Genomic DNA, 14065 nt, shown 5'->3' on the forward strand with positions numbered 1-14065 from the left:
GGCGAGGAGTGCTTCAAAGTTTATAGAAGTGGAGGAGAACGGTAAAATGTTGCGTGTGCTGATTGCTGACGGCTCCAGTTACTCAAGAATAGTTTTACAAGACATTATTGGTACAGCGGCTGGTGTGCATATTACTGGGCTGGCCAGTGATGTTAATGAACTACTCGAAAAGCTGAAGATAGCAAAGGCGGACCTTGTTGTGCTGGACCATGATTTGCCAGAGAACAAGGATCTGCTGGCTCTGAAAAGGATTTTTAGCGAAGCGCCTGTACCTGTTTTATTGCTCTTGCAGCAGCAGGAGCTAAACCTGGAGTTACTGAAACAGGCTGTTGAGCTGGGAGTTTACGGTGTTGTGCTGAAGCCCGGCAGAAGCCGGTTTTATACCAGCTACCGAAGTATAGCCCAGGATGTACTGCAGAAAGTAATGGCTGTGCGCAGCTCAAATTTAAATGATCCGCAGTTACGCTATGATGCCATGCATCAGGAGGTGGCGCTTCTGCGGGATACTCCTGATCCAGATACAAGTATGGATAGTGCCAATACTGTTGTAATTATTGGCGCATCAACAGGGGGGACAAAGGCTGTCGAAAGTATCATTAGGCAACTATCCCCTAACCTGAATGCAACTGTGTTGGTAGCGCTGCACCTGCCCCACAATTTTACCAGGGCATATGCTGAAAGATTACAAACGCAGACATCGCTAAGAGTTGTAGAAGGCCGGAAAGGACTTAAGCTGAAGCCGAGAAAGGTGATTGTAGCACCAGGAGGCAAAAACATGGTGGTGCAGTCTGTGATGGGCAATAAGAAAAACTTGACAATTGATTTTACAGAAGAAGTACCTGTTTTATTTGATCAACCATCCATAGACTTGCTGATGAAGTCTGTGGCGCAAAGCGCTGTAAAGCAGGTGGTGGGCGTAATATTAACGGGTATGGGAAAGGATGGCACTGCTGGTGCCGCCTTTATTAAAGCGCGTGGAGGCATTGTGGTAGCACAGGATGAGGAAACCTCAGCCATTTTCGGAATGGCAAAATCCGCCATTGACAGCGGGTATATAAACAAGGTGCTCCCTTTGCATGAAATTGCAGACTTCCTGAACAAGTATGTTGCAGGGCAGCAGGTCAGTACAACTGACAGTAACTATGAAATCGAGAGAACAGGAGTATAAAGAAATATTTATAGCCGAGGCCCTAGAGTATTTTGACGCTCTAAACAGGCATATCAGCACCCTAGAAAAAGAGCCGGACAGCGACAAAACGCTTGCCGAGATCTTTCGTTTGCTGCATAACCTGAAAGCTAACTCAAAGGCTATAGGTTACTTACAGATCTCGGACGTTTCGCACAAGTTGGAGACTGCTTTCAGCCTTATCCGCAACAAAGAGCTTGTGTTTAGTGATGAGGTAGTGAAGGTGCTTTTTGATGGCATCGACCTATTAGGCGAGTTGATTCACAACATTGACAATGCAAACTACGGGGAGCCTGATCCGGTGCTGCTGCGCAACCTCGATATTATAGTGGAGAACCTCTCCGATAGCACTATTGAACTAACGAAGGTTCAGAAGTATAACACTTCTAAAAAACTGTCGCTATCGGAGCTCATCTATATCCAGATCAAAAAGCTGGACCACATGATGAACCTGGTTGGTGAGTTGATGATTGACCGCGACCGCATTCTGTCTATCAGCCGCGAACTCAATAACGATGAACTTAAGAGCGTAAGCTCTCACCTGTACCGCATAACCGAAGACTTGCAGTACAGTGTTATGGATGCCCGGCTTGTAAACATTGGGTCTTTGTTTAACAAGTTTCCACGCATCGTGCGTGACATTGCCTCTGCCGAAGGCAAAGAAGTAAACCTGAAACTAGATGGGCACGACATCCAGATAGACAGAAATATACTTCAGATTATGGCAGACTCGCTGCTGCACCTGGTGCGAAATGCTATTACGCATGGCCTGGAGCAGCCGGAGGAGCGGGAATCTAATGGGAAAAATACAGCCGGCATTCTGAGGCTGGTCGCCCAAAGTGATCGCGACAACGTGCTGATAAAGCTTGAGGATGACGGAAGAGGCATAGACCTGAGACAGGTAAAGCGCACCGCTGTAGAAAAACAGCTTATTTCTGCGGAAGCTGCAAATGGGATGGGCGACGATGAAGCTCTGTCTTTATTGTTTGAGCCCGGTTTTTCTACTGCAAAGGAAATAACGGAGTTCTCTGGCCGTGGCGTTGGGCTGGATGTGGTGAAAAATGCTATAGACTCGATAGGCGGCCGTATAAACATAAGCTCCGAAAAAGGAAAAGGAACGACTTTCTCGCTGCAGCTGCCATCTTCTATTGCTGTTAAAGGCGCTTTGTTATTTGAGGTAGACAGCATCTATTTTGCTATACCGCTCATACACACAGATCAGGTGGTGTCGCTGGATAAGGACGAACTGCATGAGGTAGGTGGCGTGCTGATTGCGAATTTAAAAGGAGAGACCGTAACGGTAGTATACCTGAACGAGCTCTTGAACGCCCCAGAGGCAAGTATGAATCTCGGAGACAAAAGCCGGCTGAACGGTGCGGTACAGAATATAATAATTGTATCTTACAACAACAGGAAGCTCGGTCTTATTGTAGACAAACTGTACAGGCAGCAGGATATTGTAGTGAAGGCACTCAGTAAACCGCTGGATAAAATTGATATTTATGGAGGCGTTACGCTTTTAGGCACCGGAAAAGTATGTTTGGTATTGGATGTGCCGGCGATCACACGCTACTTTATAACCAAAAAGCAGGCTTGAAGCGATGGGTAAGTCAACTATAAATGAGACAACTATGATGATGGAGGCTGAAATATCAGAGTTAGAAAGAGATATTATAAAAGAGATACTCAACATCGGCTTAGCAAGGGCCGCTGACTCTTTTGCTGCCATTGCCAAGGACAGGGTGCTCTTGAAAGTGCCAGATATTAAACTGATAGAGGTGAAGGAACTCCTGAACCTAGTATCAAAGTATGAGGATACGCATGTCATCATCCAATCAGACATTAAAGGCGACTTCAACGGAGCCACCCTTATGCTCTTCTCTGATGATCATATCGTTCGGCTGTCAGAAGTATGCCTTGCCTTGCTGGATGTGCAGAAGGGGGAGCTGTCGGTTATGCAGGAGTCGCTGCTTCTGGAGATCAGCAACATCATTACTGGAGCATTAGTAACCCAGATGGCAAACATCCTTAAAGCCAATATCTACGGGTCGCCTCCTAAAGCGCCTAAAGGCCACATCGCCGATTCTCTGAAAGATATCCTGGTGCAGCACCCTTTGTTTCAGCCGCTTGTGTTTACCGTAATTACCCAGTTTACGCACAACTCCAGGAGCGTAGAGCTGCCTCTGCTGCTTTTCTTCGATTCTAAAACTTTTATTCGCATCATCGAGATTATCCGTACGTTTGACCTCGGTAAAAACAACTTTCGGAATATCGACTGAGTTAGCTGGCAGTAGTATAGCTTAATTAAGAACTAGGGTTTATTTGCTAAATAACCCATAAAGCGCAGCCGCTACATACATTATATAGATATACTGCATACATGCCTAAGCTAAAACTCAGTAAGTATGAAATTTTTGGGTATATACTGATCATAACCGGAGCGGTTGTGCTGGTGTGGGGCACGATAAAGTTCAACCTTACCGAGGAGCTGTACCTGGACCCAGCCGATAGAGAAGGTGTTTTCGGGCAATACGGAGAGTTTATTGGCGGTATTGTCGGTTCTCTTTGGGCATTAGCGGGCGTTTTCCTTTTCTTCGCCACACTTACCTATCAAAAGCGGGAGTTTGAGTTGCAGCGTTTTGAACTGCACAAAACGCAGAAGATCTTTCAGCAGCAGAACTTCTCGACGTTATACATCAGCTTCATTCAAAAGCACAACGATATCATAGACTCGCTTGTGGCTTATGACATAAACCAGAGCGACTGGCGGGGAACCAACTTCTTCGTCTTCTTTCAGGAAAAAGTACTCACCTCATTTGTACAGAAGGTAAGGAGCCTGGAGCCGGCAGACAAATCCGAAAGTGCGCTGCAGCATATCTTCAAAGACTATTTCACCTACCATTTCACCTTCTATCAAAACTCCCTTAACCCATACCTTAAAAACCTGAGCGTGCTCTTTAAGCTGATACAGCGGTACAGGGCAGAAACACAGGACCAGGGCGAATATTACAGCTTTATAACCAAAGCCAACTTTACGCAGTCCGAGCTATTTCTGATTTACCACGTTGCCCAATTTAACCTTCTCAAAGAGTTTAACGCCTTTGATAATGTCTTTGATGTATTTGAAGACATGAACGAGTCGTATAAAGCAGAATTTATAATAGGGCAGGAGCTGCAGGGGAAATAAGCTGAATAAGCATTTTAAGAGGAATAAAGGCAAATACCTTGAAATTATTAACCCATTGAAGCACAATGAAGTATAACATGGAGGCCTTGTTATACTTTTGATAATAAAGGTAGATTTCGTTTTTTTGCTTTCATATTGAATTTTTAACTTTCTATACCCATTGATGAACGCTTTAGGCAGACACATTTTAGTTGAATTTTACGATTGCTCTCCAGAGCTGATGAACGATGTAGTTCATATCGAAAACAGCATGGTAGCCGCTGCCGAAACAGCCGGTGCCACAGTCATCAACAGTACATTTCACCACTTCTCGCCATACGGTGTTTCCGGCGTGGTAGTAATTCAGGAAAGTCACCTGGCTATTCATACTTGGCCTGAATACGGTTATGCCGCTGTGGACCTTTTTACCTGTGGCGATTCTGTTGATCCGTGGGTATCTTACAATTACCTGAAAGAAGCTTTCGAGGCAGGCCATGGTTCTTCTATGGAGCTGCGCCGCGGCCAGCTGAGCTTGCTGAAGCGCAACGATTTCAACCTGGAGTCGCTACGCGATGTTTCAGCAAAACCACAGGAGGAGGTAGGCACCATCACCCGCGATGTGTGGTTTACGGAGCGCGATGAGAACATTGCACTATCCCTAAAGCACTCTGGCAATCAGCTTTACAAAAAGGAATCCGACTATCAGCGCGTGGAAGTGTTTGAAACACTGGCTTACGGCAACATGCTGACACTGGACGGAATGGTAATGTGCACACAGAAAGATGAGTATGTGTACCACGAAATGATTACGCATGTGCCAATGTTCAGCCATACCAAAGCGAAGCGCGCGCTGGTAATTGGTGGAGGCGACGGAGGTACTGTGCGTGAGTTATTGCGCCATGAGCAACTGGAGGAGGTAACGCTGGTTGAAATAGATGAGCTGGTGATTGAGGCTTGTAAACTGCACTTGCCGGAAACTGCGGTAGCGTTTGATAACCCTCGCCTAAACCTGCTGGTGGAAGATGGCATCAAGTACATTAACGAGTGCGAAGACGGCCGTTACGATCTGATCATCGTGGATTCGGCAGATCCGGTTGGACCGGGTGAAGGCTTGTTCACGGCTGAGTTCTACAGCCAGGTGCATCGTTGCCTGACACCGGACGGTGTGATGATCACGCAGTCTGAGTCGCCGCGCTTTAACAGTGCCGTTTTCGTAGAAATTTACGATACGTACAAGCAGATCTTTGGCGAGAACAAAGTGCATTGCTACTTGGCTGCTATCCCTACTTACCCTACTGGCACCTGGAGCTTCTCGTACTCATCCAAAGGCAACTCAACACCGCTTCAGTTCGATCGCGAGGCTGCTGCAAGATTCTCTAAAGAGCAGGGGCTTAAGTATTACAACGAAGAAATTCATACGGCTGCTTTTGCTTTGCCTAATTTTGTGAAGGAGCTGCTAAGCAGTGGATCTCAGAAAGCAATTGAAGCATACTCAGCTGAACCAACAGATGAATAGTAAAGAACAGAAAATCCAGAACTTCGATCCGAACGGTGTTGGTGATATCAGTGGTGGCCTGTTTGGTCTGCCTTTCACCGTAGAGGAATCGGAAGTGGTTATTATACCAATGCCTTGGGAGGTAACAGTGTCTTACAGCGCTGGTACGGCCAATGGCCCGCAATCCATAAAAGATGCTTCTCCTCAGCTCGATTTGTTTGAGCCAAGTATAAAAGATGCCTGGAAATTAGGTATCGCGATGGAGGAAATTTCTGAAGAGTGGGTAGCCACCAGCAATGCACTTCGAGATAAAGCAGAGGCTTATATTAATTGGCTGGAGGCCGGAAGCCCTGAGGTTGGTAAAACTGAGTTTGAAAACCTGCCTGCCGAGGTAACAGCCAAAGGCGAGGAGCTACTGCAGTGGTTGAAGCAAAGAGCACTAAAGCACCTGGAGCAGGGTAAACTGGTTGGCGTATTAGGCGGCGACCACAGTACGCCGCTCGGGCTGATGCATGCGCTGGCAGAAAAGCATGAGGAGTATGGCATACTTCAAGTTGATGCACACGCAGATTTGCGCGATGCTTACGAAGGATTTGAGTATTCTCATGCCTCCATTATGTTTAACGCCTTAAAGCTGCCGCAGGTAAAAAAGCTGGTGCAGGTAGGTATCCGCGATATTTGCCAGGCAGAAGCCGAGTTGGCTGAGCAATCTAACGGGCGTGTTACTATTTTCTACGATGCCATACTGAAGGAAAATATGTATGGTGGCGACAGTTGGAAAAAAGAGTGCAAGAAGATTATCGCTCAGTTGCCTCAAAAAGTCTATATCAGCTTTGATATAGACGGCCTGGACCCAAAACTTTGCCCAGCCACCGGTACACCGGTACCAGGCGGGTTAGAGTTTGAACAGGCTGTATACCTGATTAAGCAACTGGTAAAGTCAGGCCGAGAAATCATTGGCTTTGATCTGTGCGAAGTGGCCCCGGGCGATAGCGAGTGGAACGGCAACGTTGGTGCCCGCATGCTGATGAAGCTGTGTAACTGGATGGCTGTATCTCAAAAAAGGTTAGAGGCTCAGTTTTAACAAGCCTCATCTCCTATACTTTTAAAAAGCCTGCGGCACCTGCCGCAGGCTTTTTTTATACTTGGCTGTTGTGCCAATTTCATACGAGAAGTGGGCATAGCTTCTTTTTCTAATCAAGCATTAACTCTTCTAATTGGAGCGGGGCCGTTTCATGCAACATCTTTGATGATAACATACTCAGATATACAGAAGCTACTTGCTATCGGTGTTATGGCTAACCTATCTTTATACTATAGGTGCCGTATACATAGCCACGTTTAAATAATTTGTAAAAGCTATATTTAGTATATCATGGGATTTGTTGTAAGATTGTTAATAGTTGGAGCCGCAGCGCTTCTTTCATCATACTTGCTGCCGGGGGTGCACATTTCCGGTTTCGTGGCCGCAATCATACTTGCATTAGTATTAGCACTATTAAATGCTGTTGTAAAACCGCTTCTGATACTGCTGACTATACCTGTCACTATCCTGACGCTAGGTCTGTTTTTGCTCGTCATTAACGCCGTGATCATACTTTTGGCAGGCGCCATTGTCCCCGGTTTTGCGGTAGATGGCTTTATATGGGCGCTGCTTTTCAGTTTGCTGCTGTCCATTATCACAGCCATACTTGATATGATTTTCTAAAAGTATAAAGTATAGATAAACGCAAAGAGGCGGACCTAAAACTGGCCCGCCTCTTCGCATTGAAAGCAATGTATTGTTATTTATTCTGCATCCAGTTTTCGCAAGCTTCTGCGCATTCGCGGCAGGCATCTGCACATTTCTGACAGTGGTCCATTTCATGTTTACGGCACTCCTCCTCACATATGCGGCAAATCTCAATACATTCTTTCATCACGTGCTTGGCATGCGGAGAGTTACGCGCCACAAATTGTGCCGTAAGCAGGCAAATGTCGGCACAGTCGCGGTCTATCATGATGCATCTGACCATCTTTTTTACGTCATCCTCCTGCAAACATAAAGTAGCGCAAGTCTCACAGGCTGTCATGCACTTTATCAGTACATGCTCCAGGTTGTTTGTTATCTCTGATTTCATAGCTTTAATTTTTTTGTTGTATGACTAAAGGTACGGTAGCAGGCACCTATGGTTTTCAAAGAGCTAAAAGCAAGCGGTGCCCTCGTAATTGAAATCCATAATGGTTATCTTTGAAAAGTAAAAAGATGCAGTAGAAGCAGGTACAAAACCGTGCGGGAGATTGAATACTATGGCAACGATACGAGAGGCAAGAGAGGCATTAAAATTATACTTCGGCTACGAGCAGTTCCGGCCGATGCAGGAGCAGATAATAGACGGTGTGCTGCAGGGCAAGGATGTTGTGGTGCTGATGCCGACTGGAGGAGGGAAGTCCGTGTGTTTCCAGGTGCCTGCCATTGTGCAGCCCGGCATGTGCGTGGTGGTATCCCCGCTGATAGCTTTGATGAAGGATCAGGTGGAGGCGCTTCTGGCAAACGGTATTCCGGCTGCCTACATTAACAGCTCCCAGAGCGCTGAGCAGCAGTACCAGATCGAGAATAAGTGCTTGGAGGGAAAGCTAAAGCTATTATATGTTTCGCCGGAGAAGTTACTGTCATCCGGTTTTCTTGCGTTTCTGCGCCGCATTACAATTTCTCTTTTTGCTGTGGATGAGGCACACTGTATTTCATCCTGGGGCCATGATTTTCGCCCTGAGTATACCCAACTGAAGGCACTGAAACAGCAGTTTCCTGATAAGCCCGTTATAGCGCTTACCGCCACCGCCGACAGGCTCACACAGAAAGACATACAGGAACAGCTGCATCTGCGCAATCCGGAGGTATACGTAGCCTCTTTCGATAGGCCCAACATCAACCTGATGGTGAAGCCCGGCCGTGACCGTTTTAATAAGATCACTGATTTTCTGATGCGTCGGCAAAACCAGCCGGGTATTATCTACTGCCTTAGCCGGAAAGCGACAGAAAGCCTGGCGGATAAACTGAAGCGGAGCGGCTACAACGCAACATATTACCACGCAGGCATGTCGGCCAATTTGCGGGCAAAGGCCCAGGAGGAGTTCCTAAATGATGACGTGCAGATAGTTTGCGCTACCATCGCCTTCGGTATGGGCATCGATAAGTCTAACGTCCGCTGGGTGATTCACTATAACCTGCCAAAAAACATTGAAGGCTATTACCAGGAGATAGGTCGTGCTGGCAGGGATGGTGCCAACTCGGACGCGCTCCTGTTTTATAGTTATGCCGATGTCATGAACATGCGGAGCATGCTGCAGGATGGCCAGAACGCCAACCAGACAGAACTGCAGCTGGTTAAGCTGGAGCGTATGCAGCAATTTGCCGAGGCTGCAGCTTGTAGGCGGCGTATCCTGTTGCAGTATTTCGGCGAAACCATGCCTCATGACTGCGGAAACTGCGATATCTGCCGAAACCCACCCACTCGATTTGATGGAACAGTTATCGTGCAAAAAGCTCTTTCTGCTATTGCACGTACCCAGGAACGGGCTAATATGAGTTTACTGGTAGACGTATTGCGTGGAGCCCGTAATGCGCAGGTGCTGCAGGCAGGCTTTGATCGGGTAAAAACCTATGGCGCAGGCCGTGAAGTAAGCACCTTGGACTGGAACCGCTACCTGCATCAGATGCTAAACGAAGGACTTATCGAAATGGCCTACGACCAAGGCTATACTTTAAAGTTGACGGATCAAAGCAAGCAAGTGCTGTTTGAAGGCCGTAAGGTGCAGCTCGTGAAGTTTGAGGAGGTGAAGCAGGAGGAAGCCGCTGTAAAAGCCCGTCCGAAACGCGAATTGATTAAGGATGCCCTCTTTGAGAAACTACGCACATTGCGCAAGAGCCTTGCCGATGAGTATGGAGTGCCGCCCTATGTTATTTTCACTGATACTACCTTGCAGGAAATGGCTGCTGAGCGCCCAACCAATAAAGTCTCGATGCTGGCGATTTCGGGAGTTGGTGCACAGAAGTTTGAACGTTACGGCGATGCCTTTATCACAGAGATTATTGATTTCATAAATGAGGAGCAGAATAAAGGCAATAAAATAAAAGGAGCCACACATCTGGCTACGCTTGAGTTGCTCCAGAAAGGTTATAGTATAGAGCTGATCGCCAAAGAGCGTAACTTGAATCCAGTGACGGTTTTCTCTCATTTGGCAACGCTCTATGAGCAGGGTTACAAAGTAGACCTGAACCGCTATGTGAGTAAAGAAGAATATAAGGCTATCTCAAAAGCTATAGCTAAGCTGGGAGTTGATGCAAAGCTGAAGGATATTTTCGAGTTGTTGGGCGAAGAGTTTGCTTACTATAAGATCAGGCTTTCTGTGTCTATCTTTAAGAAAGAAAATGCTTGGTAAGCTTAAGGCTTTCGTTTCACGGCATAAAAAAAGGCGCTCGTTACTGAGCGCCTTTTTTTATGCCGTGAAACGAAACTTATTTTAAAGAAGCAATTGGGTCTGGAGTTGAGTCCTTATCGCCAGTTATGTAGCCTTGGCTTAGCACTTCGCCACGCAGCGCAAGTATACCTGCTACGTGCGGAGACGCCAGAGAAGTACCATAGTGGCCACCTGAAAAGCTTCCGTTTTTAGTTGTTGCTGTGACGCTTACACCTGGGGCAGCGAAATCAACACCGGCACCAAAGTTTGAAGAAGACCACATTCTGTTATAGTTGTCCATCGCTGAGATAGTATAAACACCCGGAGCATTAACTCGAGCCGGAGATGTGCCAGAGCAGTCTACGGAGCTGTTACCAGCCGCAATAGCGAAAAGGATGCCTTTTGCTGCTGCAGTCTGTACGGCATTATCAAGGGTAGAAGAAATACCGCTTCCAAGGCTCATGTTTACAACATCACCTGGTTTACCGTTAAGGCTTACATGGTTTACAGCAGATATCGCTCTGGATACTGTACCGGCACCGGCATCATCGAATACGCGAAGAGCTACTATAGTAGCGTTAGCTGCTACACCTATCATACCTGAACCGTTGTTTTTAGCGGCAATAACACCGGCAACTGATGTGCCATGGCCATAGCCGTCTTCAACAGATGCGTTGCCATAAATAAACGAGACACTTCTATTAAAGTCTATGTTAAGGTCTGCATGATCTGTATCAACACCAGAATCGATTACCCAAACTGTTTTGCCTGTGCCATCGCCATAACCAACAAGTTCGATGTTCCAAGGAACAGTCTCACCGGCAAGGGGAGTAATAGTAGCATAAGCAGGAGCAGGCTCAGTAGGTTGAGTTGGCACCGGTTCAGCAGGAGTTGGCTCAGTTGGGGTAGGCTCTGTTGGAGCTGGTTCCGTTGGCTCTGTAGGTGTAGGCTCTGTAGGTGTAGGCTCCGTTGGGGTAGGTTCAGTAGGAGTAGGTTCGGTTGGGGTCGGCTTGGTTTTAACTTTGCCGTTTCCTTTGACAGCGTTAGTTTTAGCAGAGTCATCTTCTGAGCTATTTTTGCTATTACCTTTAGAGGACGTGTAAGTGTCTTTCCATTTCGGAGCCAGCGCAATAATACGGTCCTGCTCAATATAAGCTACATCCGGGTTATTTTTTAATGCTTTAATCTGCTCAGGATTAAGTTTAGCAGCAAAACCATTAACGATACCCTCATAAACCTGCGACACCTCACGAGCGTCTACGTTAGAAGTGTTTAGAACACGTTCACGTATTACAGCTGCTTCTACTTTAGAAGCTTTTAAGCTTTGGCTGTCAGAACCAGATAAACTGGAGCCGTTCTTCTTAAATACAACAATGTACTGGCCTTCGATTGCCTCTCCGTTTTGAGAAGAGAAGCTAGCCTGGGGCTCGGAAAATTGATTTTCCAGCATCTCTTCTTTCTGGCAACCTGTAAGTGACATGGCAGCTACAAAAGTGGCTAGCGCAACTGAACGTCGGAGTGTATACTTTCTAATCATAGCAGGAGAAATTAAGTAATAGGGTTTGGGTTATTAGTTAAATGTGCAACTTTAATTATTAGATCTCGTAACGCGATACTTTGTTTGAAAAGTTCACAATTTTCCACTGCTTTTAGAAGATTTTACTATTTAGTGCCTTTAATAATTATATTTCAGACGCAAATAATACTTTCAGTATAAAAAATATACCTAATATCGGAATAGTACCTGTTGTATTAGGACTATTTTGTATGACTCTAAATATTTAGGAGTGGTAAAGTTGTTACAAATTAAATATCCTCGTTGTTTAATATTTTGTTCGATGGCCTAAAAGTCTGCTTTAAAAAGGTAATATCAAAATATTAATGATGTGAGTATATTATATAAAATTGCATATTTCTAATAAATTGCAATTTTGTTAGAAATATCAAATTCTATCAAGAAATTAGATTAATATCAGGTAGGTTATATTTTGCTAATATTGCTAAATTAATTAGCTTTTTTGCTAAAGAATAAGTAATTTTACATTTGAGGCGATAGTTTTTTAAGCCATGATCATTTAAAACAGCTACTATGCAGTTAGTCACATCAAATCTAAGACATTTGCGCAGGCATGCCGGCTTTACGCAGGCACAGCTAGCTGAGAAACTGGATATCAAGCGCTCACTTGTGGGGGCTTATGAAGAGGGTAGGGCAGAGCCTAAGCTAAGCACGCTGGTTAACATTGCTAAATTGTTCCATGTGTCGCTTGATGACCTGATTACCCGCAACTTAATACATGAAGCTCCGGCAGGTGCTGCAGATGGCAACCGTTTAAGCGGTGGTAATTTGCGCGTACTTGCCATTACTGTAGATGAGCAGGAAAATGAGAATATAGAGCTAGTGCCTTATAAAGCCAGCGCAGGTTACCTGAACGGGTATGCCGATTCTGAATTTATTGAGGAGCTGCCACGTTTCCGTCTGCCCATGCTGGGTGCCGGAGGTACTTACCGTGCTTTTGAGATCAGCGGAGACTCTATGCTTCCTATTGCTTCAGGTACGGTTATAGTAGGGCGGTTTATTGAGGACTGGAGCCTGATCAAAGATGGCACCCCGTGTGTCATTGTCAGCCAGAAAGAAGGAATTGTGTTCAAGCGCATTTTCAATAAGCTTAAAGACGCGTCTATGCTGCGGTTGCATTCTGATAACCCGGTTTATTCTCCTTACGAGGTGCATGTGGAGGATGTAGTGGAAATATGGGAAGCGAAATCCTACATTAGCTCTACTTTTCCTATTGCTGACCTGTCGCTCGATAAACTATCAAGTATAGTGCTTGATCTGCAGAAAGAGATGCTTAAGCTGAAGAAGGCAGAATAATCAATTTCAAATCAGAATTTAAAGCCTGATGCTGTTCATATTAAACAGTATCAGGCTTTTTTGTGCCTGAAACAACTGATAAGCGGCATTTGCTAACAAGAAATTAGCCGCTTCCGTAAAGCCATAGCAGATACTATACTTTTGTGCTCGAATTAATCAATGCACCTTATCTAAATAGAACTATGATAAAACTAATACCTGCCTCAGAGCATCATCATGCTAAAGTAGGGGACTGGCTGGAGTCTTACTACCTTTTCTCATTTGCTGATTATTATGACCCGGCTAATGTACAGTTCGGCCCGCTTCGGGTTTTGAACCATGACCGTATAAAAGGGCAAAACGGCTTTCCGCTGCACCCACATGCAGAAATGGAGGTCGTGTCTGTGGTGCTGGATGGAGAAGTGATGCACAAAGACAGCCTTGGCAATGAGGTGACGCTAAAAGCCGGTGATGTGCAGCGAATGACCTCGGGCACTGGTTTTACGCATTCAGAGACAAACGAAACAGATAATGATGCTGAGCTGCTGCAGCTATGGTTTCTGCCGAACAAACGCGGATTGGCACCATCTTACGAGCACATGAACATTGATTTTCTGGATACGAAAAACAAGTTGGTGCCTTTAGTGACCGGACAGAAGGTGCTGGAGAACGTCGCATACATTAACTCTAACTCTACTGTTTATTACGGTCAAGTGGGGCAAGGCGAGGAGATTGACTTTAAGACTTTTAAGATCCGGAAGACACTGGTGTATGTGCTGACCGGAAGTATGCTTATCAATAATGTAGAGACTGACGCAAACGACCAGGTACGTTTAGAAAGCCAGGATGTGGTTAGCCTGCACGGAAGCGCCGAAGCCACTTTTATACTTGTGGACGTGCCTGCTACAGAAGTTAATTATTAAACTA

12 protein-coding genes are annotated in these 14065 nt (G+C 45.7%); 10 read left to right on the plus strand and 2 right to left on the minus strand.

Annotation, left to right across the window (positions count from 1 at the left end):
- The first annotated feature begins 28 nt into the window (after positions 1-28).
- The 7 genes from Q1B04_RS13715 to Q1B04_RS13745 all read left to right on the plus strand — a co-directional run bounded on the left by Q1B04_RS13715 (position 29) and on the right by Q1B04_RS13745 (position 7555).
- Positions 29-1168 carry a chemotaxis protein CheB gene (locus Q1B04_RS13715; RefSeq protein WP_299759673.1) on the plus strand — a complete coding sequence of 380 codons (1140 nt, stop codon included), beginning with the start codon at positions 29-31 and terminating at the stop codon, positions 1166-1168.
- Positions 1143-2783: a chemotaxis protein CheA gene (locus tag Q1B04_RS13720; protein ID WP_299759675.1), complete on the plus strand. Its 1641-nt coding sequence runs from the start codon at positions 1143-1145 to the stop codon at positions 2781-2783. Before Q1B04_RS13715 ends, Q1B04_RS13720 begins: the two co-directional genes overlap by 26 nt.
- 4 nt (positions 2784-2787) lie before the next feature.
- Positions 2788-3465 carry a chemotaxis protein CheC gene (locus Q1B04_RS13725; protein WP_299759677.1) on the plus strand — a complete coding sequence of 226 codons (678 nt, stop codon included), beginning with the start codon at positions 2788-2790 and terminating at the stop codon, positions 3463-3465.
- 101 nt (positions 3466-3566) lie between these two features.
- Complete coding sequence (locus tag Q1B04_RS13730; RefSeq protein WP_299759679.1) at positions 3567-4373, plus strand: putative phage abortive infection protein; 807 nt, start codon at positions 3567-3569, stop codon at positions 4371-4373.
- 163 nt (positions 4374-4536) lie between these two features.
- Positions 4537-5868, plus strand: coding sequence for a polyamine aminopropyltransferase (speE, locus tag Q1B04_RS13735; protein ID WP_299759772.1), 1332 nt, complete (start codon positions 4537-4539; stop codon positions 5866-5868).
- A complete protein-coding gene (locus Q1B04_RS13740; protein WP_299759681.1) occupies positions 5861-6931 on the plus strand; it encodes an agmatinase family protein in 1071 nt (356 codons plus the stop codon). The genes speE and Q1B04_RS13740 overlap by 8 nt, the downstream gene beginning before the upstream one ends.
- A 291-nt stretch (positions 6932-7222) precedes the next feature.
- The gene (locus Q1B04_RS13745; protein WP_299759683.1) at positions 7223-7555 is read left to right on the plus strand and encodes a phage holin family protein; all 333 of its coding nucleotides are present in this window, start codon (positions 7223-7225) and stop codon (positions 7553-7555) included.
- A gap of 76 nt (positions 7556-7631) precedes the next feature.
- Here Q1B04_RS13745 and Q1B04_RS13750 read toward each other — a convergent pair whose 3' ends face one another.
- The gene (locus tag Q1B04_RS13750; protein WP_299759685.1) at positions 7632-7967 is read right to left on the minus strand and encodes a four-helix bundle copper-binding protein; all 336 of its coding nucleotides are present in this window, start codon (positions 7965-7967) and stop codon (positions 7632-7634) included.
- Positions 7968-8136: 169 nt separating this feature from the next.
- On the opposite strand from Q1B04_RS13750, the gene recQ reads away from it, so the two are divergent.
- Positions 8137-10269, plus strand: a complete 2133-nt coding sequence (recQ, locus tag Q1B04_RS13755) for a DNA helicase RecQ (RefSeq protein ID WP_299759687.1) — start codon at positions 8137-8139, stop codon at positions 10267-10269.
- Positions 10270-10345: 76 nt separating this feature from the next.
- Here the strand turns inward: recQ and Q1B04_RS13760 are convergent, their stop codons facing one another.
- Entirely contained in the window at positions 10346-11824 is a 1479-nt protein-coding gene (locus Q1B04_RS13760) for a S8 family serine peptidase (protein ID WP_299759689.1), read from the minus strand.
- A 552-nt stretch (positions 11825-12376) separates the two neighbouring features.
- Between Q1B04_RS13760 and Q1B04_RS13765 the strand changes: the two genes are divergently transcribed.
- On the plus strand, positions 12377-13159 hold the full coding sequence (locus Q1B04_RS13765; protein WP_299759691.1) for an XRE family transcriptional regulator: 783 nt from the start codon (positions 12377-12379) through the stop codon (positions 13157-13159).
- A gap of 182 nt (positions 13160-13341) precedes the next feature.
- Positions 13342-14061 carry a pirin family protein gene (locus tag Q1B04_RS13770; RefSeq protein ID WP_299759694.1) on the plus strand — a complete coding sequence of 240 codons (720 nt, stop codon included), beginning with the start codon at positions 13342-13344 and terminating at the stop codon, positions 14059-14061.
- Positions 14062-14065 lie beyond the last annotated feature (4 nt).

The sequence above is a fragment of the uncultured Pontibacter sp. genome (genome assembly GCF_947495565.1).
Lineage (GTDB): Bacteria > Bacteroidota > Bacteroidia > Cytophagales > Hymenobacteraceae > Pontibacter.

Excerpts from the sequence above, each read along its gene's own strand:
- Q1B04_RS13740 (WP_299759681.1), top strand. The coding sequence starts at position 5,861 with ATGAATAGTAAAGAACAGAAAATCCAGAACTTCGATCCGAACGGTGTT.
- Q1B04_RS13770 (WP_299759694.1), top strand. The coding sequence starts at position 13,342 with ATGATAAAACTAATACCTGCCTCAGAGCATCATCATGCTAAAGTAGGG.
- speE (WP_299759772.1), top strand. The coding sequence starts at position 4,537 with ATGAACGCTTTAGGCAGACACATTTTAGTTGAATTTTACGATTGCTCT.
- Q1B04_RS13730 (WP_299759679.1), top strand. The coding sequence starts at position 3,567 with ATGCCTAAGCTAAAACTCAGTAAGTATGAAATTTTTGGGTATATACTG.
- Q1B04_RS13745 (WP_299759683.1), top strand. The coding sequence starts at position 7,223 with ATGGGATTTGTTGTAAGATTGTTAATAGTTGGAGCCGCAGCGCTTCTT.
- Q1B04_RS13720 (WP_299759675.1), top strand. The coding sequence starts at position 1,143 with ATGAAATCGAGAGAACAGGAGTATAAAGAAATATTTATAGCCGAGGCC.
- Q1B04_RS13760 (WP_299759689.1), bottom strand. The coding sequence starts at position 11,824 with ATGATTAGAAAGTATACACTCCGACGTTCAGTTGCGCTAGCCACTTTT.
- Q1B04_RS13765 (WP_299759691.1), top strand. The coding sequence starts at position 12,377 with ATGCAGTTAGTCACATCAAATCTAAGACATTTGCGCAGGCATGCCGGC.
- Q1B04_RS13750 (WP_299759685.1), bottom strand. The coding sequence starts at position 7,967 with ATGAAATCAGAGATAACAAACAACCTGGAGCATGTACTGATAAAGTGC.
- Q1B04_RS13725 (WP_299759677.1), top strand. The coding sequence starts at position 2,788 with ATGGGTAAGTCAACTATAAATGAGACAACTATGATGATGGAGGCTGAA.
- recQ (WP_299759687.1), top strand. The coding sequence starts at position 8,137 with ATGGCAACGATACGAGAGGCAAGAGAGGCATTAAAATTATACTTCGGC.